We start from the raw sequence: 19,226 nt of genomic DNA on the forward strand, positions 1-19,226 counted from the left end.
CGTGGACGAGACGGTGGACGGGACGGGCGACGGCGGCACCGCGCCGGGGACGTCCTACGGGACGGCGGAGGAGTTCGAGAGCCTGCTCGAGCACCTCAAGGAGGCCCGGGGTTTCGACTTCACGGGGTACAAGCGGGCGAGCCTGCTGCGGCGGGTGCACCGGCGCATGGACGACGTGGGCGTCGCCCGGTACGAGGAGTACCGCGACCGGCTCGAGGTCGACGCCGAAGAGTTCACGGCGTTGTTCAACACGATCCTCATCAACGTCACGTCGTTCTTCCGCGACCTCGACGCGTGGGACCGGCTGCGGTCGGACCTGCTGCCGCAGGTCCTCGCCCGTCGGCCCACCGGGCCCATCCGCGCGTGGAGCGCGGGGTGCGCCTCGGGCCAGGAGGCGTACACCGTGGCGATCTGCCTCGCCGAGGCCCTGGGACCGGAGGAGTTCCGCCAGCGGGTCAAGATCTACGCCACCGACGCCGACGAGGACGCCCTGACGCAGGCCCGGACGGCGACGTACACCGATCGCGAGGTGCGCAGCCTGCCTCCCGAGATGCTCGAGAAGTACTTCGAGCAGCACGGCACCCGCTACACGTTCCGGCAGGACCTGCGGCGGTCGGTCATCTTCGGGCGGGCCGACCTCGTGCAGGACGCCCCGATCTCCCACGTCGACCTGTTGACGTGCCGCAACACCCTGATGTACCTGACGGCCGAGACGCAGGCGCGCATCGCCGAACGGCTGCACTACTCCCTGGAACCCGACGGGCTCCTGTTCCTGGGCAAGGCGGAGATGCTGCTCAGCCAGTCCTCGCTGTTCTCCCCCGTCGACCTGAAGAACCGGTTCTTCCGCCGCGTGGGCGGTACGCGCACCCGGCCGCGCATCACCGCGACGGTCCCGCCTGCGGTCTACCCGCCCACCGGCGACGACGCGGTGACGCTCCGGGCCGAGGCCCTCGCGGCCAGCCCCGTCGCGCAGATCGTCCTGAACCAGACCGGTGAGGTCGTGCTGTCCAACCACCGCGCGGACACGCTCTTCAACCTCTCGGCGTCGGACGCCGGCCGCCCGTTCCAGGACCTCGAGGTCAGCTACCGGCCGGTCGAGCTGCGCTCGGCCGTGGAGCAGGCCCACACCCAGCGCCGCACCGTGTGGATCCGGGACGTGGAGTTCACCCGCCCCCGCACGGACCGGACGTTCTTCGACGTGCAGGTCGTGCCGCTGCGCACCCCCCTGGGACACGTCCTCGGAACGGCCGTCGTGTTCATCGACGTCAGTCGGTCGCGGCAGCTGCAGGACGAGCTGGAGGACGCGCACCGCCAGCTGGAGACCGCCTACGAGGAACTGCAGTCCACGAACGAGGAACTCGAGACGACCAACGAGGAGCTGCAGTCCACCGTCGAGGAGCTGGAGACCACCAACGAGGAGCTGCACTCCACGAACGAGGAACTCGAGACGATGAACGAGGAGCTGCAGTCGATGAACGACGAGCTGCAGAACTCCAACCACGAGCTGCGGCTGCGCACCGACGAGGTCAGCGCCCTCAACGGGTACATGGAGGGCGTCTTCGCCAGCCTGCGTGTCGGGGTCGCCGTCGTCGACGCCGACATGCGGATCACGGTGTGGAACGCGTGGGCCGCGGACCTGTGGGGCGTGCGCGCCGACGAGGCCGCCGGCGAGCACCTGCTGAACCTCGACATCGGCCTGCCGCTGCACGAGATCGGCCCCGCCGTGCGGACGGTCCTGGCCGGTGAGCACCTCGCCACCGATGACGCCGTCCTCGAACTCGCCGCGGTCAACCGGCGCGGGCGACCCGTCCAGGTCCAGGTGACCGTCAGCTCACTGGCGGGGACCCACGGCAGCGCCGGGGCCCTCGTCGTCATGGATCAGCTCGACGACCCCTCCTGAGCTGACTCCTGGGCCCGCCGCGACTGCATCCGCTCGTGGGCGTGCGCCAGGACGGGGCGCAGGTCGTGGCGGGAGGGGTCGGCGACCGCGAGCGCGGCGAGGTCGCGCAGCTTGACGTTGCGGTCCTGGCTCAGGCGGGTGAGCACCTCGAAGGCCTCCTCGACGCTGCACCCCAGCCACCCGGCGACGAGGCCCTTGGCCTGCTCGATCGTCGCGCGGGACCGCATCGCCAGGGTGAGGTTCTCCGCGGTGGTGCGCAGCTCGGCGATGCGGTCGAGGTCGTGCAGCAGGGCCGAGGCCGCCTCGGCGAAGACCAGCGCACGGTCGACCTGCACCTCGCTCGCGAAGGCACCGGGTTCGGGGCCGTAGACGGTCAGGACGCCGCGAACGTCCGACGGCGCGGACAGGTCGCGTGAGCGGATGGGCAGCGCGAGCGCGCTGCGCACGGAGGTCTGCCCGGCCGGCCCCGCGAGCACCGGCCACCGCTCGTCCTGCCGCAGGTCGGCGCTGATCACCGCGACACCGTCGCGGTAGGCCGTCGCCGCGGGGCCCTCCCCCGCTCGCCACTGGGCGCCGTCGATCCGCTGCGCCTCCTCGGAGTCCGCGGCCAGCTCCGCCGGCTCGGCCGGGTCGCCGAGCACGACGCTCGTCCACGACGCCCCCGCCACGGCCTGCGTCGCCAGGGCCGCGACCTGGGTGAGGAGTTCGTGCGGTGACAGGTCCCCCACGGGCAGGGCGGTGAGGGCAGCAACGGCGTGCAGGGCGGCCGGGGACTCGGAGTCCGCCGAGCCCTGCGCCGGCGTCGCGTCCGCGAGCACCCAGGTCAGGACGGAGCGGCCGTCGAGGCGGCGGGCCCCGCCCGTGATGACGATCCGGACGCTGCGGTCGGGACCGGACCGCGGGCTCACCGCGACGGTCCCGCCCACCGTGCGGGACCCGGCGGCGGCCGAGACGAGGTCGCGGACCGCCGAGCGCGCCGTCGCCGGGACGAGGGCCTGCACCGGTTTGCGCACCAGCCGCGCGGCGGGCACGCCGAAGAGGGCGGCGGCGGCGAGGTTCGCCTCGACGATCGCCCCGGCGGCGTCGGTCACGAGGACCGGCACGGGGACGCTGCGGACGACGGCGCTCGCGGTCCTCCGGGCGTCGAGCTCGCGGGCGAGGAGCTCGTCGATCTCCCGCTGCTGCGCGGCCAGCTCGTCGTCGGCGACGGCGAGCTCCTCCGTGACGACCTGCAACTGGAGGGAGAGGTCGTCGTCCACGACGGTGTGCTCGCGCTGCAGGGCCCGGTCGGCGCCCATCTCGGCTCCCTCTGACGACGGACACCGGCTGTTCGATGTGGCCCCACATCCTGTCATGTTCTAGAGCGTCCGGACCACTCCTGTTCCGCCAGGGCCCGCAGACCCGCGGCGACATCGGCCGGCACCCCGTGACCGTCCCCCACCCGGGAGGCGAGGGCGTCGGCCATGACACGGACCTTGACGTTCGTGTGCTGGGACAGCCGGCTCAGCAGGTCCCAGGCGAGCGTCTCGTCGCAGCCCACGAGCTGCATGACGATGCCGACGGCGTGCTCGATGCGGGGCCGGTTCTCCAGCGCGGTCCGCAGCTGCGCCACCTCCCGCTCCAGCGCGGCCACGCGGTCCGCCTCCCCACCGGCCTCCGCGCGTGGAGGCGTCTGCCGGCGCAGCTCCTGCGCGCGGGCCAGGACGGCGTCGGTGCGTCGCTGCAGGTCGTGGCTGCGATCGGCGGCGGTCCGGGCGCGGAGGCGGGCGACCGCGAGGTCCTCGGCCAGGGAGCGGACGGCGGGCTCGCGCCCCAACCGCGCCTCGACGCGGTCGGGTTCGACCCAGCCGAGGTCGAGCAGGACGCGCAGGGCCGCCACCGCCTCGTCCCCGTGGGCGTCCGGACCGGCGAGCACCGTCCGCAGGTGGTCGGCCAGCGTGTCCTGCGTGTCCGTGTCCGACATGTCGTCTCCCCTTCGCGGTCGCCGCCGGCTGCACCAGGCGACGCGTGCGCCGCCCGGTGCTTCGAGCCGCGGTGGGCCCGGGGTCCGGGGGCCGTCCGACCACCGTACCCACGTCCGCAGCGCCCCCGCGTGCCCGAGGACCGGTGCGTTCTTCACCCACCGCGGAAGAACCGCGGATCTTCCTGCACTGCGCCGGGGAGGGCGCGGGTCGGCCGGCACCAGGCTGGGGCGACCGCCGCCGGAGCGCCGGCGGTCGAACCCTGCGAGGAGACCGCGTGACCACCACGACGACCCAGCCCAGCGACACCGAGGTCCTGGCCGCCCACGAGGGCGGCAAGCTCGGGACGGCGCTGACGACGCCGCTGGCCGACGCCCGCGACCTGTCGATCGCCTACACCCCGGGCGTCGCGCAGGTGTGCCGCGCGATCGCCGCGGATCCGGCCCTCGTGCGCCGGTACACGTGGACGGACCGGCTGGTGGCGGTCGTCAGCGACGGGACCGCGGTGCTGGGGCTCGGCGACATCGGGCCGCGGGCGTCGCTGCCGGTCATGGAGGGCAAGTCCGCGCTGTTCAAGCAGTTCGGCGGCTTGGACTCGATCCCGCTGGTGCTCGACACCACCGACGTGGACGAGATCGTCGAGACCCTCGTCCGGCTGCGGCCGAGCTTCGGCGCCGTGAACCTGGAGGACGTCTCCGCGCCGCGCTGCTTCGAGCTCGAACGCCGCCTCGTCGAGGCGCTGGACTGCCCCGTGATGCACGACGACCAGCACGGGACGGCCGTCGTCCTGCTCGCCGCCCTGCACGGGGCCTGCGCCGCGACGGGTCGCGACCTGCCGGCCCTGCGCGTCGTCGTGTCCGGGGCGGGTGCGGCGGGGATCGCCTGCGCCCGGTTCCTCGTCGCGGCCGGGGTGCGCGACGTCGTCGTCCTGGACTCGCGCGGCGTCGTGGACGCCGACCGCGGCGGGGAGAAGGCGCTGCTGGCGGCGCAGACGAACCCCCGCGGGGTCCGCGGGGGCCTGGCCGAGGCCCTGGCCGGTGCCGACGTGTTCGTCGGCCTGTCCAGCGCGCAGCTGCCGGAGGGGCTCCTGGCGACGATGGCGCCCGGGCCGTTCGTGTTCGCCCTGTCCAACCCCGACCCCGAGGTCCACCCCGACGTCGCGGCGCGGTACGCCTCGGTCGTCGCGACGGGCCGCAGCGACTTCCCCCACCAGATCAACAACGTGCTGGCGTTCCCGGGGGTGTTCGCCGGGGCGCTGGACGCGGGTGCCCGCCGGATCACCGAGGGGATGAAGCTCGCGGCCGCGGAGGCGATCGCCGCCGTCGCCGCGGACGGCGGCGCGGTGTCGGTCGACCGGATCGTCCCGAGCCCGTTCGACCCCCGGGTGGGCCCGGCGGTCGCGGCGGCCGTCGCGCAGGCGGCGCGCCGCGACCCGCAGGTCAGCGCGGGGCGGTGAGCTCGGTCAACCGCTCGAGCTGGAACCTCGACGTCTCCAGCGCCGTCTCGTCCTCGGCGAACACGTTGGACACGAGGACCGCGTCCTCGCGGTCGAGGAACCCCGTGCCGCGCAACGTGTCGAACAGTTCCGTCCAGTCCACGTCGCCGTCGCCGACCCGCAGGTGCTGGTGGATGCGCGCGGAGTTCCCGGGCGGGTTGCTGATGTAGCGCAGACCGTGCGACCGGCGGTGGTCGAAGGTGTCGGCGGCGTAGACCGCCCCGAGCCGGTCGCCCACCGCCGGCAGCAGCGTCGTGGCCCGGTCCCCGTAGTGGAACGTGTGGGAGGCGACGTAGACCATGCCCACGTGGGAGGAGTTCAGCCCCCGCACGATCCGCCACGCCTCCAGGCCGTCCTCGACGAAGTCGTCCGGGTGGGGGTCGATGTTGAGCGTGAGGCCCTCGCGTTCGAGGACGGGCAGCAGTTCCTCCATGGACTTGTGGAACGCCGCCTCGGAGTCCTCGGCCCGTTCGGGGCGGCCGGAGAACTCGGTGTTGACGACGCGCACGCCGAGGTCGACGGCGATCTGCAGGACCCGGCGGAAGTTCTTCACGGCCGCCTGGCGCTGGGGTTCCTCGGGCCAGGAGATGCGCTGGACCGGCAGCAGGGAGGTGATCCCGACCCCGGCGTCGGCGGCGCGCTTGGCGAAGGCCGCGACGAGCGCGTCGTCGGCCGTGGGGTGGCGGAAGAAGGGCGCCACGTCCGGGTGCGGGGCGAGCTGCAGGTGCTCGAAGCCGGCGCGGGCCACGAGGTCCGGCAGCTCGAGCAGGTCGTGGTCCGGGTGGAACGGCGTGGGGTCGAGGGCGATCTTGACCATGCGGGACGGGCCTCCCTGTCGCGTCGGCAGCGAGGGGCGTCCTCGCCGGGTCCCACCTTACGACCAGATCAGGTTGTCTTGACAAACAACCCCGACGTTCGGCGGGTGGCGCTCGCCTGTGCACCCCGGCACACTCGGACCGACGGTCCACGAGCAGCGCCGTCCCCGAGAGCAGCGACGAGAACGAGGAGGAGCCCGTGGACACCGACCCCACCCCTGCCCCCGCGAGCCGGCCACCCGTCCTGCCGCACGTGCTGCGGCTGGACCTGCTGGGCGACGACGAACCCCTGCGCCAGGCGCGGCGCTTCGTGCGCCTGCAGGCCGAGCAGCTCGGCCTCGAAGACGCCGCCGACGACGCCGTCCAGGTCACCGCCGAACTGCTCGGCGGTCTCGGCGCCGGGTCCAGCCCCACCGTCCTGCGCGTGGGGGAGGCCGCCGGCGCGCTCGTCGTCGGCGTGGACGTCCGCTTCGCCGACGGGCGCACGCGGCCGGTGCTGTCCGGCCACACGCGGGACCTGCTGCGGCAGCTGTCGACCGAGACGGGGTGGTCGCCCACCGACGACGGCGCCCAGCTGTGGTGCCGCGTGCCCTGACCTCAAGCCCCGGGCCCGTTCCGCCGACAGGGAACGGGTGGACCGGAAGGACTGGATCGCGCTCGCGCAAGCGGACCGGGCCGACGCCGCTCCGAGCACCCGTGAGGCGGCGCGGCTGGCCGCCCTGCGCGACTACCGCCTGCTCGACGCCCCCGCCGACGACGAGCTGACGGCCGTCGTCCGTGCCGCCGCGCTCGTCGCCGGCGTCCCGCACGCGACGCTGAACCTCGTCGACGAGGACCGGCAGTGCCAGCTGACGACCGTGGGGTTCGAGGGTGCCGACTCCGCTCGCGCCGACTCGATGTGCGCGCTGCACTTCGAGGAGGGCCTCCTCGTCCACGTCCCGGACGCCTCCCGGGACCCGCGGTTCGCCCGCAACCCCTGGGTCGACGGCCGGCTCGGCCACGTCCGCACCTACGCCTCCTCGCCGCTGGTCAGCGCCGACGGCCACGCCCTGGGCTCGCTCTGCGTCTTCGACACCGTCCCCGGCCCCGTCGCCGCCGAGCGCCTCGCGGTCCTGCAGGACCTCGCGGGCGTCCTCGTCGCCCTCTTCGAACGGCGCCGGCAGGCCCGTGAGGCCGCCGACCAGGGCCGCCGCGCCGGTGAGGCGCGCGAGCTGGCCGTCCTGGCGATGTCGGAGGCGGAGGCGCGCTGGGAGCAGAGCGAAGCCGTCGCCGAGACCGTCGACGTGGGGCTGGTCGTCGTCGACGGCGAGGGTCACGTGACCTCGCTCAACCGCACGGCCCGGGAGTGGCACGGCGACGCCGCCGTCCACTTCGCCGCCGACGGCACCACCCCGCTCGCCCCGTGCGAGCTGCCGTGGCTGCGTGCGCTGCGCGAGGGGTCGGTCGAGGGCGTCGAACTCGTCCTCGCGACCCCCGACCGGGCACCCCGGACCCTCGTCTGCTCCGGGCGGGCCATGCGCCGCACCGACGGTTCTCCCCTCGGGGCCGTCGTGGCGCTGCACGACGTCACGCAGGCCCGAGACCGGGAGAAGGCGCTGGCCGCGGCGCACGCGGCGCTCGCCGAGCACTCCGCGCGCGTGCAGTCCCTGGCCGACGCCTCGCGGGCGCTGGCCGCGGCGCCGGACCCGCAGCAGGTCGTCTGCCGGCTGGTCCGGGAGCTGACCGGGGCCGACGCCGCCTACCTGCTGTACCCCGTGCCCGGCGACCGCGGGCCCGAGCTGCGCCCGGTCGCCACTGCGGGCCTGCCCGACGTCGACATCGTCTACCCCCTCGACGAACCCTCCCTGGCCGGGTTGACCTTCACGTCGGCGGCCCCCGTGTTCGTCGGTGACGTCAGCACGCACCCGCGCGCCTCCCAGCGGCTCGCGAACCTCACGGGGGTCGCCTCGGGCGCCTGGCACCCCGTCGTGCTGTCGGGCCAGACGTCCGGACAGCGCACCGTCGGGGTGCTCGGCGTGTTCTGGCGCGAGGTCCGCCACGAGCTGCCCGAGCACGTGCTGCCCGTCCTGCAGACCCTGACCGGCGAGGTCGCCCACGCCGCCGAACGCGCCGAACTCCTGCAGCGCCTCGCCGACGCGGCCGAGCGGGACACGCTGACCGGCCTGGCCAACCGCCGCCGCTGGGACGACGTCATCGCCACCGAGGTGGCGCGGGCCGGGCGCACCGGGGCCCCGCTGAGCGTCGCCGTCATCGACCTCGACCACTTCAAGCGCTACAACGACGGCCACGGCCACCTCGGGGGCGACGCGCTGCTGCGCGAGTTCGCCGCCGCCGCGCAGGAGTGCCTGCGCGAGGTCGACGTCATCGCCCGCTGGGGCGGGGAGGAGTTCGTCGTCGCGCTGCCCGGCTGCGCGGCGCAGGACGCCGTCACCGTCGCCGACCGCATCCGCGCCGCCGTCCCCCGCGGGCAGAGCTGCACGATCGGCGTCGCCCAGTGGCGACCGGGCCTGCTCGCCCACGACGTCGTCGCCCGCGCCGACGCGGCCCTCTACGCAGGCAAGGAGCAGGGCCGCGACCGCACGGTGGTGGCCCCGTGAGCGCACCCGCCGTGCTGCGCAGCGCGGCGTTCGCCGTCGTCTTCGCCGTCGCCGTCCTGCTGGGACGGGCGACCGTCATGGACGGCACGAGCCTGAGCCTGGTGTGGCCCGCGGCCGGTGTGGCCGTCGTCTGGTTCGCCGCCCAGCGATCGGCCGGCACGGTCCGCCTGGACCTCGCCCTGCTGTCGGTGACCACCTTCGTCCTCAACGCCGTCACCGGGGCCTCCCCGGCGCTCGCCGTCTGCTTCGTCGGGGCGAACGTGCTGCAGGTCCTCGTGTTCGGTGTCCTCTTCGCGCGCTGGTGCCCGCGGGCGTGGGGTGCGGGCGGGCGGGAACCGCTGACCGGCGTCGGCCAGCTCATGCGGCTGCTGGCCGCGGCGGTGGTGGCCACGGGGGCCGGCGCCCTGCTCGGCCCGACCGCCGTCTGGGCGCTCAGCGGCACGTGGTCCTGGGTGACGACGCTGGTGTGGATGACCCGCAACACCGCGAGCATCCTGCTGCTCGCCTCGGCGGGCTTCCGCGTGGGCTGCCTGCTGAGCGCCCGGCGCGCGCGGAGCGGGGCGGCGGGCGGCCACGAGGACGTGGTGGCGCCCGTGCGCCTCCCGCGCGGCTGGCAGCGCGTCGAACTCCTCGCCCTGTCGGTCTGCGCGGCCGGGGCGTACGCGCTCGTGTTCGTCGTCTACGACGGGCTTCCCGTCGCCTTCCCGCTCATCGCCCTCGCCGTCTGGGCCGCACTGCGCTTCGACACGACCGTCGTCCTCGTCCTCGACGTGGCCATGGGCGTGGCCGCGGTCGCCCTCACGCTCACCGGGCACGGCCCCTTCGCCCTCATCGCCGACGACGCGACCCGCGCGATCGTCGTCCAGCTCTACGTGGCCATGCTCGCCGTGGTGGGCCTGGCGCTGGCGATGAGCCGGGACGAACGCGACGTCCTGCTCGCCTCGATGGCGCTCTCGACCGCCGCCAGCGAACGGCTGGCCGTCGAGGCCGCGACGCTGCGGGCCGAGGCCGAGGCGCGCGGCGAGCTGACCGCCGCGGTGCTGGAGTCCGTCGACGTCGGGATCGTCGTCGCCGACGAGCGGGGCCGGCTGACGATGTTCAACCGGACCGCCCAGCGCTGGCACGGTCTGGACGCCGACGCGAGCCTGGACCCCAGCCAGCACGCCGGCCGGTACGACCTCTTCACCGCCGGCGGCCGCACCCCGCTGAGCGACGATGACGTTCCGCTGCACCGCGTGCTGCGCGAGGGGTCCGTCGCGGACGCCGAGATCGTCCTGGCCCCGGCCGGACGACCGGCGCTCACGGTGGTGTGCTCGGGACGGCGCATGACGCGCCCGGACGGCAGCGCGCTCGGCGCCGTCGTCGTCATGGCCGACGTCAGCGCCGACCGCGCCCTGCGCCGCGACCTCGAGGAGGCCCGCCGCGAAGCCGGCGCGCAGGCCGACCGGCTGCAGGCCGCGTTCGACGCCTCCCTCGTCGGGAACGTCGACCTCACCCTGGAGGGCACGGTCCTGCGGGCCAACCCCGCCGCCGCGGCGATGCTCGGACGCAGCCCGGCGGACCTCGTGGGCCGGCACTGGGCCGTGCACGTCCACCCCGACGACCGGTCGGCCGCCGACCTCGGGCGCGACGTCGCGGGCGACCTGCGCCTCCAGCACCGCGACGGCGGGATCGTGCACACCCACGTCTCCACGGCCGTCGTCCGCGACACCGCCGGCCGGGCCGTGCACCTCACGACGCAGGTCCTGGACGTCAGCGACCGCGTCGCCGCCGAGGAGGGCGTCCGCCGCCAGCGCGACGTCTCGACCCGCCTGCTGCAAGCCCTCAGCGACCTCGGGGAGGGCGTCCTCGTCGAGCACGACGACCAGGTCACCTACGCCAACGACGCCCTGGCCCGGCTCACCGGACGGGGCACCGCGAGCCTGCTCGCCCTGCCCTCCTCGCTGCTGCTCGTGCCCGAGGACGAGCAGGCCGCCTGGGCCGCCCGGCGCACCTTCGTCCCCGGTCAGGTCCGCGCCGCACTCCCCTCGGTCACCGCCCTGCGGCACTCGGGCGGGACGACCGTCCCCGTCGAGGTGACCTGCGTCCCCCTGCCCGACGCGGGCGGCCGCGCCACCCTCACGCTCGTGCGGGACCTGTCCGACCAGCGCCGCGCCCAGGACGCCCTCGCCCGGTCCAACGAGCAGCTGCTGGAGGCGAACCGCCTCAAGGACGACCTCGTCGCCACCCTCAGCCACGACCTGCGGCAGCCGTTGTCGACGACCACCGGCTTCGCCGAACTGCTGCTCGACGACTGGCAGGGGCTGAGCGAGGAGGACCGGCGCGGCCACCTCACCCGCATCCAGAAGGCCGGCCGCTGGGCCAACGACCTCCTCGAGGACATCCTCACGATGGCGCAGCTGGACGCCGGTCCGCCGGTCCCGCGCACCGCGCGGCTGCACGTGCCGGCGCTCGTGGCCGACGTCGTGGACCGCCTGGCCGTGCCGGCGGGTTCGGTCGACACGACCGGCGTGCAGGACGTCACCGTGCTCGCCGACCGCGGCCACCTCGAGCAGGTCCTCACCAACCTGGTGGGCAACGCCTTCAAGTACGGCCGGCCGCCGGTGCGGGTGACGGCCCGCCGGCGCGGGGACGACGTGCTCCTCGACGTCGTCGACGCCGGGGAGGGAGTTCCGCCGGAGTTCGTCCCGCACCTGTTCGACCGCTTCGCCCGCGCCACGACCGGGACCGCGGCCGGGCAGAAGGGCACCGGACTCGGGTTGTTCATCGCCCGGGAACTCGTCAACGCCAACGGCGGTGACCTCGTCTACCAGCCCGCCGGCGGGGGTGGTTCGCGGTTCACGCTGACGCTCAACGCGATCCCGGCACCGGGCGGGGCCCGCACGGAACTCAGCGGGGCCGTCGAACTCCCCTGAGCGCCCCCGTGAGTTCCCCCGTGAGGTTCCAGACCAGCTCGGCGAGCGACGGGTCGGTCACGGGGCCCGGAACTCCTCCGCGCCGACGAGGGCGTCGCTGCGCGGACCGACCGGCCCGGTGAACAGGTCGTCGCGGACGTCCGGGGACGTCGCGGCGAACACCAGCGGCCGCACCCCCACCTGGCGGCCCTGACGCGCGAGGCGGCCGACGACCCCGACCCGGCCGCTGGCTTCGCCCGCCTCGTCGGGGCCGTCGTGCGCGGACTGCTGCACGACCCGGCCGTGTGCGCGGCCGTCACCGGGAGCGGCCCGCAGTGCCGACCCGACGACGGTGCCACCGTCGCCCTGGACCGCGCCGTCGGCGACCTGCCCGACCGGGCCCGGGCCAACGGCACCGTGCTGCCCGACGTCGACGCCGACGACGTCCGGCTGCTCGTCGTCGGACTGGCGGCGACCAGCGCGGGGAACGGCACGTGCGGGTGCTGCTCGACGGCCTGCGCGCGACGAGCCAGCAGAATTTCGGTACCCCGACCACACTTCTTGCAGCGCAACGGTTCCGCCGCGAGAACCCCGCAGCGGCGACTCAACTCCCGCGCCCGTGCTGCCGATGGACCCTGTGCGGTGAGCCGTCCGGTCCCACGGACGACGGGCCCACCGCCCGGTCCGTCCCGACGGACCCTCCTCCAAGCCGCGGGGGCCGAGTCGACCCGCGCCGATGACCCGCTGCGGGACCACAGGATGGAGGAGGACCGTGCTCCCGCACGACGTGCCCGCACAGCCCCCGGCGGACCTGCCCTGGTCCCAGGTGACGCGCTTCCTGCTGGCCGTCGGTCAGCAGCTCGAACTCCAGGACGCCGACGGGAACTCCTTCGTCGTCCTGACCCGCCACCGCTACGACGAGCTGCAGGCCGCCGCGTCCACGGCGGCCCGGACCGCGGCCGCGGCGGTGCCGCGCACGACGCTGACCGAGCGCGAACGCGAGTGCCTGCAGCTGGTCTCGGCGGGTCTGACGACGGCCGACGTGGCGCAACGACTGGGCCTGGCCCAGAACACCGTGGCCCAGCACCTGGCGTCGGTGCGCCGCCGGTACGGCGTCCGCTCCTCCCTGGCCGCGGCCGCCGCCGCCCGCGCCCACGGCGTCATCGCCTGACTTCAGCTCCACACCCCGGCTGCCGATGTCTAGAACAGAGCTGAAGCCACCGGGCTCCCCACCCCCCTCTCCACGGAAAGGCCCGGTCGTGACCGCGCTGCGCAACCTCAACGTCGCTTCCAAGCTCTTCGCCGGCTTCGGCGTCGTCTGCCTCCTCCTCGCCGTCGTCGTCGCCGTCGGCATCTCGCGCCTCGGGACGTCGCAGGAGAACCTGACGACGATGTCGAGCAGCGGCATCACCTCGGTCGACACCATCGCCGCCGTCAAGTTCGAGTACGCCGCGATGCGCATGGACATCGCCAACGCCGCCCTGGCGCAGAACGCCACGGACGTCGACAAGCAGCTGCAGCAGCTGGCCGCCGACGACGCGACGTACGACGAGGCGTGGAAGGCCTACCTGGCGTCCTCCCCCGCCGCGCCGGCCGCCGAGCGCGCCAAGGTCGAGGCGCTGGTCGCGAAGTACCGCGACGCCCGCGGCCAGCTGGTCACCTTCGCCAAGGCCGGGCAGACCGCGCAGTTCATCGACTACCGCAGCACGGTCACCACCCCCATCACCAAGGACGCCTTCGCCCAGCTCGACGCCGTCAGCGCGATCGAGAAGAAGGCCGCGAAGGACATGGCCGTCGAGGGGAACTCCGACTACCACGGCGCGGTGACCCTGCTGCTGCTCATCGGCGCCCTCGCGGTCGCCGTCGCCGTCGCCGTCGCGGTCCTCGTCGCCCGCTCCATCGCCCGACCGCTGGCCCGCACCCTCACCGTCGTCGAAGGCCTGGCCGAGGGCCGCCTGGACCTGGAGGTCGGCTACGACGCCCGCGACGAGGTCGGCCGCCTGGCCACCGCCCTGGACCGCACCACCGAGCGCCTGGCCACCACCCTGCGCCGCATCTCCACCGCCTCCACCACGCTGGCCGGTGCCTCGGGCGAACTGACCACCGTCGCCACCCAGCTGTCCGCCTCCGCCGAGGAGTCCTCCACCCAGGCCCAGGTCGTCTCCGCGGCCACCGAGCAGATCAGCGCCAACATCGGCACCGTCGCCGCGGCCGGCGAGGAGATGACCTCGGCCATCCGCGAGATCGCCACCTCCACCGCCGACGCCAGCTCCACCGCCGCCAGCGCCGTGGCCGCCGCCACCAACGCCGGGGAGACCCTGGACCGCCTGGCCACCTCCAGCCGTGAGATCGGCGACGTCGTCAAGCTCATCACCTCCATCGCCGAGCAGACCAACCTCCTGGCCCTCAACGCGACCATCGAGGCCGCCCGCGCCGGGGACGCCGGCAAGGGGTTCGCCGTCGTGGCCGGTGAGGTCAAGGAACTGGCCGGGCAGACCGCCCGCGCCACCGAGCAGATCGTCGCCCGCATCGGGTCCACCCAGACCGACGCCGCCGACGCCGCCGCGGCGATCACCGAGATCACCGAGGTCATCGCCCGCATCGACGGCCTGCAGGCCACCATCGCCGCCGCCGTGGAGGAGCAGTCGGCCACCACCAGCGAGATGGTCCGCAACGTCACCGAGGTCTCGACCGGCTCCCAGGAGATCGCGCTGAACATCTCCGGCATCGCCGCCGCCGCCGGTGAGGCCACCACCGGCGCCACCCGCACCGCCACCACCGCCGCCGAGGTCTCCACCGCCGCCGCCGAGCTCGACACCCTCGTCGGCAGCTTCACCCTCCCCCGCTGAGGTGACCGTGCGCTCCTGGACCGCCCCCGCCCTGGCCACCCCCCGGGTCATGGCGCTGACGGCCGGGACGTTCTACGTCGCCGGCGGGACCGCCGCCCTCGCGGTGGTCCTGTCGGCGACGTTCCCGGCCCCGGGCCGGCGCACGTCCCTGCTGGCCCTGGCGCTCACCGCCCTCGTCTGCGGGGCGGGGTTGGTGCGGTGGGGGCGCCGGCTGACCCGGTCCTCGTTCCACGTCGTCGTCGGGGCCGGGACGCTGCTCATCACGGTGGCGGTCCCGCTGGCCCCGACGACCGCGTCGGCGGTGGCCCTGGCCGCCGTCTACGCCTTCGTCGCGATCGACGTCGTCTTCTTCTTCGCGACCCTCCCCGCGGCCGTCCACCTCACGGCCCTGGTCGTGGCCGGGACGGTCGCGCTGCACGGCCGGGCGGACGTGACGGCCGGGGTCCTGCTCGCGCTGGCCGTCGTCGGCCTCGTCGTCACCGCCACCGCCGGTGCTCTCGTGCACCGGGCCTCCGACGCCCACCACGACGCCCTCACGGGGCTGCGGAACCGGCGGGGCTTCGACGCGGCCCTGGACGCCGCTCTGCCCGCCACCCGCGACGGCGACCTGGGGCTCGCGCTGCTCGACGTGGACCACTTCAAGGCCGTGAACGACCGGCAGGGCCACGTGGCGGGTGACGCGCTGCTCGAGGAGCTCGCCGTCGTGCTGCGCCGCGAGCTGCCCGCGGACGCCGTCGTCGCCCGCTTCGGCGGGGACGAGTTCGCCGTGCTGCTGCCGGGCCGGACCGGGTCCGCGGCGCTGGACCTGCTCGACACCGTCCGGGCGCACACCGCGGTCGGCTGGTCGGCCGGGGTGGCGGGGCGGGTGGCCGGGGAGTCCGGCACGGACCTGGTGCGGCGCGCGGACGCGGCGCTGCACGCCGCCAAGCTCGCCGGCCGCGGCCGGTGCCGCCTCGACGACGGGGACTCCCTGGAGCTGGCCGCCGACCTGGAGCAGGCCCTCGCGGCCGGCGACGTGGAGGCCTGGCTGCAGCCGGTCGTCGAACCGGCCACCGGCCGGGTCGTGGGGGCCGAGGCCCTCGCCCGCTGGACCCACCCCTCCCGCGGCCCGGTCCGGCCCGACCGGTTCGTGGCCGTCGCGGAGACCACGGGTCTCGTCGTCGCCCTCGGTGCGGCGGTCCTGGCCTCCGCGTGCCGGGGCGCGCACCTGCTGGCCGCGGCCCACGGACCGGACCTGCTCCTGACCGTGAACGTCTCGGGCCGCGAGATCGTCGCCGACGGCTGGGTCGAGCGGACCGTCGCCACCGTGCGCGAGGAGGGCTGGCCCCTGGACCAGTTCGTCGTCGAGGTCACCGAGAGCGTCGTCGACGCCTCCTCCCCCGCGGCGCTGGACGCCCTGCGCCGGCTGCGCGCGACGGGTGCCGCCGTCGCCATCGACGACTTCGGGACCGGCTGGTCCTCGTTCAGCCGCCTCGACACCCTGCCCGCCGACTACCTCAAGCTCGACCACGCGTTCACGGCCGCGATCACGACGTCGCAGCGGCGGACCGCGCTGCTGCAGGCGTTGCTGTCGCTGTCGAGCAGCCTGGGTCTGCTCGTCGTCGCCGAGGGCGTGGAGACGCCCGAGCAGGCCGACCTGCTCGCCGAGCTCGGGTGCCCCCTCGCGCAGGGGTACCTCTTCGCCCGGCCGGCGCCCGCCGCCGACCTGGCGGCCGCCGCTCAAGCCGGGGGCGCCGCGTGCCGAACCGAACGCGTGTGAGGACCGGTGAGGTGGACCCCGTGGGCGACCCCGTGGGCGACCCCGAGGTGCAGGCCGTCGCGCGGGTCGCCGCGGAGCTGACGGGGATGGCCGTCGCGTGCGTCACCGTCCTCGACGGCGACGACCTGCTGCGGGTCGCCTCGACCGGCGAGGGGCCCCTGCGCCCCACGTGGGAGCGGCTGGCCCTGACGGACGCGCCCTGCGAGCTGACCGTCACCTCCGGCCGGTCCGTCCACGTCGCCGACGCCGCCGCCGACCCGGTGCTGCGGACGAGCCCCCTGGTGGACGGCCGGCTGGCCGCGGTGCGCGGCTACGCCTCCGTGCCGCTGACCGGTCCCGACGGCCGGGTCCTGGGAACGCTGTGCACGATGGACGAGGCCCCGCGGGCCCTCACCGCGGGCCGGCTGAGCGCCCTGGAGGACCTCGGCGCCGTCGTCGTGGCGCTGCTGGCCCGCCGCCGCGACGCGCTGCGCAGCGCCCGCCAGGGCGAGCTGACCCGGGCCGTCCTCGCCGCCGTCGAGGTGGCCATCGTCGTGGCCGATCCCGAGGGTCACCTCGTGATGTTCAACGACACCGCCCGCCGCTGGTTCGGCGACGCCGACCCGGGACGGGACGTCGACACCTACCCGGCGACGTACGGGTTGCACTCCGCCGACGGCCGGACCCTGTTGTCCGGTCGGGACGCGCCGCTGCAGCGCGTGCTCGCGGAGGGTTCGCTCGACGGTGTTGACCTGCTCGTGCGCAACGCCTTCGGGGACGACCGGCGGGTCCGCTGCACGGGCCGGCGGATGCTCACCGGGTCCGGTGGGCTCCTCGGCGCCGTGGTGGCCCTGCAGGACGTCACCGCCGACCGCGACCGCGAGGAGTCGTTGCAGGCCGCGCACGAGGAACTGGCCCGGTACGCCGGGCAGATGCGGTCGCTGGCGCGCGCCTCGCGCACCGTCGCCACCGCGGACGACCCCCGCACCGCCGTCTGCGCGGCGGTCCGCGACCTCACCGCGGCCGACGCCGTGTACCTGCTGCAGCCGCGGTCCACCCCCGAGGGCGAGCGCCTGGTGGCGACGGCCAGCGTGGGCATCGAGGACGACTCGTTCCTCGTCCTGGACCCGGCCACGGAGCGGGCCCTGCCGCTGACGGTGCTGGCGAGCGGGCAGCAGCTCTTCGTCGCCGACGTGCCCTCGCACCCGGACACCAACCCCCGCCTGGTCGTCGGCACCCGCACGAGGTCCGGTGTCTGGCAACCCGTCCTGGGGGCCGACGACCGTCCCGTGGGGGTCCTCGGCGTGGTCTGGCAGCGTCCGGTGGACGAGTTGCCCGGTCCCGTGGCCTCGATGGTGCAGACGCTGGCCGGGGAGGCCGCGCACACCCTGACCCGGGCGGCGCTCCTGGAGCAGCTCGCCGTCGCCGTCGAACGCGACCCCTTGACGGGGGTGGGCAACCGGCGGCACTTCGACCGGGTCGTCGCCCACGAGGTGGCCGTCGCCGAGCGCACGGGTGCCCCGCTGACGTTCGCCCTCGTCGACCTCGACCACTTCAAGCGCTACAACGACGCCTACGGCCACCTCATCGGCGACGACCTGCTGCGCGACTTCGCGCGGGTCGCGGGCGAGCAGCTGCGCCCCGGTGACTCCATCAGCCGCTGGGGCGGGGAGGAGTTCGCCCTCGTCCTGCCCGGCTGCACCGCGGCCGCGGCGGCCGAGGTCGCCGACCGCATCCGGGCCGCCGTGCCGCACGCCCAGACGGCGACGGTCGGGGTGGCCCAGTGGACGCCCGGGACGACCGCGGCCGCGGTCCTCGGGCGCTGCGACGAGGCGCTGTACCGCGGCAAGGGCCTGGGGCGGGACCGGACCGTCGTGCGGGACCAGGTGCGGGACCAGGTGCCGGCGGCTAGAACGGGCTCGTGACCTCCGGCGACGACCACCGCGCGTCCTACCTGCGGGCCGCGCAGGCCGTCGCCGCCGAGGACGAGGAGCGCGCCGGCGTCGCCACCTACCTGCGGGTCGACCCGGGCCTGCGGTCCCCCGCACCCCAGGACGGGGAACCGGAGCTGGCGGCCCGCGTCCGCACGGTGTGGGACGTCCTGACCGCCGCGGACGCCGACGTCAGCGTGCAGGACGTGCTCGCCGTGCTCGGCGACCTGGAGCTGCGACCGGAACCGGCCCGCCCTCCGGCGCAGCCGCCCCACCGCCTGTCCGCCTGGCGCCCACCCGGGACCGTCGTCCCGCCGCGGGCCGACCGGGACGCAGAGGCGGGCCGGGTCGCCGACGCGTTCGTCGCCGGCCGCCTGCTGCGCGTCGTGAACTACCACGACACCCCCGGGTCCCGTGCCGAGGAGTTCCGCCGCGACCTGCACTGGTACGCCGAGCGCTTCGCCCCCGTGCGGGCCGCGGACGTGCACGCCTTCTGCGCCACCGGCCGCTGGCCCGACGCCTCCCGGCCGGGGATCGTACCCGCGTTCTACGACGGCTTCGCGAGCGCCGTGCAGGTCGCCCTGCCCGCCCTGGAGGAGGTGGGTCTCGTGGGCTGGTTCTACCCGCCGACGGACTTCCTCGACGTCCCGCCGGAGCGGCAGCGGGACTTCGCCCGGGCCCACGAGTACGGCGTGCTCGAGCACCCGCCCGGCCGGCTGGCCATGACGTGGGAGGAGCTGACGGAGTTGTCGCACCGCCACGAGGTGTGCGCGCACAGCGCGACGCACGCGGCGTCGGCGGACGTGGGCTCCCCCGAGCGGGTGGTGTCGGAGGTGCTCGAACCGGTGCGCCGGCTGACGGCCGCGATCGGGCGGCCGCCCGCGTCGTGGGCGTGGCTCGGGGGGACGGACCACGATCCGCAGCGCCCCGGTGACGTCGCGTTGACCGGTACCGGGGTCCGGTTGTGGACGTCCAACACGGCGTTGCGACGCCTGCACGCCTGATCGTCGGCGATACTCGGTCCGCTCGAGGTACGGGCGACCGGA

14 protein-coding genes are annotated in these 19,226 nt (G+C 75.2%); 10 read left to right on the forward strand and 4 right to left on the reverse strand.

What is annotated here, in order from left to right; genetic code table 11:
• Position 1 precedes the first annotated feature (1 nt).
• A complete protein-coding gene (locus ACFEMC_RS15365) occupies positions 2 to 1,900 on the forward strand; it encodes a CheR family methyltransferase (RefSeq protein ID WP_380170441.1) in 1,899 nt (632 codons plus the stop codon).
• On the opposite strand, the gene ACFEMC_RS15370 is transcribed toward ACFEMC_RS15365, so the two are convergent.
• Together ACFEMC_RS15370 and ACFEMC_RS15375 are read right to left on the reverse strand one after the other, a co-directional pair.
• The gene (locus ACFEMC_RS15370) at positions 1,879 to 3,198 is read right to left on the reverse strand and encodes an ANTAR domain-containing protein (RefSeq protein WP_380170442.1); all 1,320 of its coding nucleotides are present in this window, start codon (positions 3,196 to 3,198) and stop codon (positions 1,879 to 1,881) included. The two genes, ACFEMC_RS15365 and ACFEMC_RS15370, sit on opposite strands and share 22 nt — an antisense overlap.
• Before the next feature lie 53 nt (positions 3,199 to 3,251).
• Complete coding sequence (locus ACFEMC_RS15375) at positions 3,252 to 3,863, reverse strand: ANTAR domain-containing protein (protein WP_380170443.1); 612 nt, start codon at positions 3,861 to 3,863, stop codon at positions 3,252 to 3,254.
• A 275-nt stretch (positions 3,864 to 4,138) separates the two neighbouring features.
• On the opposite strand from ACFEMC_RS15375, the gene ACFEMC_RS15380 reads away from it, so the two are divergent.
• Positions 4,139 to 5,317, forward strand: a complete 1,179-nt coding sequence (locus ACFEMC_RS15380) for an NADP-dependent malic enzyme (protein WP_380170444.1) — start codon at positions 4,139 to 4,141, stop codon at positions 5,315 to 5,317.
• Here the strand turns inward: ACFEMC_RS15380 and ACFEMC_RS15385 are convergent.
• The gene (locus tag ACFEMC_RS15385; protein WP_380170445.1) at positions 5,301 to 6,173 is read right to left on the reverse strand and encodes a sugar phosphate isomerase/epimerase family protein; all 873 of its coding nucleotides are present in this window, start codon (positions 6,171 to 6,173) and stop codon (positions 5,301 to 5,303) included. The two genes, ACFEMC_RS15380 and ACFEMC_RS15385, sit on opposite strands and share 17 nt — an antisense overlap.
• A gap of 197 nt (positions 6,174 to 6,370) precedes the next feature.
• On the opposite strand from ACFEMC_RS15385, the gene ACFEMC_RS15390 reads away from it, so the two are divergent.
• From ACFEMC_RS15390 to ACFEMC_RS15400, 3 genes are read left to right on the forward strand one after another with little or no spacing between them, the layout of a single operon-like run.
• Positions 6,371 to 6,766, forward strand: a complete 396-nt coding sequence (locus tag ACFEMC_RS15390) for a hypothetical protein (protein WP_380170446.1) — start codon at positions 6,371 to 6,373, stop codon at positions 6,764 to 6,766.
• A gap of 37 nt (positions 6,767 to 6,803) precedes the next feature.
• Complete coding sequence (locus ACFEMC_RS15395; protein WP_380170447.1) at positions 6,804 to 8,768, forward strand: diguanylate cyclase domain-containing protein; 1,965 nt, start codon at positions 6,804 to 6,806, stop codon at positions 8,766 to 8,768.
• The gene (locus ACFEMC_RS15400; protein WP_380170448.1) at positions 8,765 to 11,683 is read left to right on the forward strand and encodes a PAS domain S-box protein; all 2,919 of its coding nucleotides are present in this window, start codon (positions 8,765 to 8,767) and stop codon (positions 11,681 to 11,683) included. The genes ACFEMC_RS15395 and ACFEMC_RS15400 overlap by 4 nt, the downstream gene beginning before the upstream one ends.
• A gap of 57 nt (positions 11,684 to 11,740) precedes the next feature.
• On the opposite strand, the gene ACFEMC_RS15405 is transcribed toward ACFEMC_RS15400, so the two are convergent.
• The gene (locus tag ACFEMC_RS15405; protein ID WP_380170449.1) at positions 11,741 to 12,220 is read right to left on the reverse strand and encodes a hypothetical protein; all 480 of its coding nucleotides are present in this window, start codon (positions 12,218 to 12,220) and stop codon (positions 11,741 to 11,743) included.
• Between the two features lie 214 nt (positions 12,221 to 12,434).
• On the opposite strand from ACFEMC_RS15405, the gene ACFEMC_RS15410 reads away from it, so the two are divergent.
• From ACFEMC_RS15410 to ACFEMC_RS15430, 5 genes are all read left to right on the forward strand, one after another.
• Complete coding sequence (locus ACFEMC_RS15410) at positions 12,435 to 12,833, forward strand: helix-turn-helix transcriptional regulator (protein ID WP_380170450.1); 399 nt, start codon at positions 12,435 to 12,437, stop codon at positions 12,831 to 12,833.
• Positions 12,834 to 12,921: 88 nt separating this feature from the next.
• Complete coding sequence (locus ACFEMC_RS15415) at positions 12,922 to 14,511, forward strand: methyl-accepting chemotaxis protein (RefSeq protein WP_380170451.1); 1,590 nt, start codon at positions 12,922 to 12,924, stop codon at positions 14,509 to 14,511.
• Positions 14,512 to 14,518: 7 nt separating this feature from the next.
• Positions 14,519 to 16,270 (forward strand): putative bifunctional diguanylate cyclase/phosphodiesterase, encoded by a 1,752-nt coding sequence (locus tag ACFEMC_RS15420; RefSeq protein ID WP_380170452.1) that lies wholly within the window; start codon positions 14,519 to 14,521, stop codon positions 16,268 to 16,270.
• Between the two features lie 20 nt (positions 16,271 to 16,290).
• Positions 16,291 to 18,174 carry a diguanylate cyclase domain-containing protein gene (locus ACFEMC_RS15425; protein WP_380170453.1) on the forward strand — a complete coding sequence of 628 codons (1,884 nt, stop codon included), beginning with the start codon at positions 16,291 to 16,293 and terminating at the stop codon, positions 18,172 to 18,174.
• On the forward strand, positions 18,171 to 19,184 hold the full coding sequence (locus tag ACFEMC_RS15430; protein ID WP_380170454.1) for a hypothetical protein: 1,014 nt from the start codon (positions 18,171 to 18,173) through the stop codon (positions 19,182 to 19,184). Before ACFEMC_RS15425 ends, ACFEMC_RS15430 begins: the two co-directional genes overlap by 4 nt.
• Positions 19,185 to 19,226: the final 42 nt, after the last annotated feature.

Source organism: Kineococcus sp. DHX-1, assembly GCF_042473625.1.
Taxonomy (GTDB): domain Bacteria; phylum Actinomycetota; class Actinomycetes; order Actinomycetales; family Kineococcaceae; genus Kineococcus.

What these genes read in the sequence shown, in the direction of transcription:
- ACFEMC_RS15375 (WP_380170443.1), bottom strand. Translation starts at nt 3,863, where the DNA reads ATGTCGGACACGGACACGCAGGACACGCTGGCCGACCACCTGCGGACG.
- ACFEMC_RS15385 (WP_380170445.1), bottom strand. Translation starts at nt 6,173, where the DNA reads ATGGTCAAGATCGCCCTCGACCCCACGCCGTTCCACCCGGACCACGAC.
- ACFEMC_RS15370 (WP_380170442.1), bottom strand. Translation starts at nt 3,198, where the DNA reads ATGGGCGCCGACCGGGCCCTGCAGCGCGAGCACACCGTCGTGGACGAC.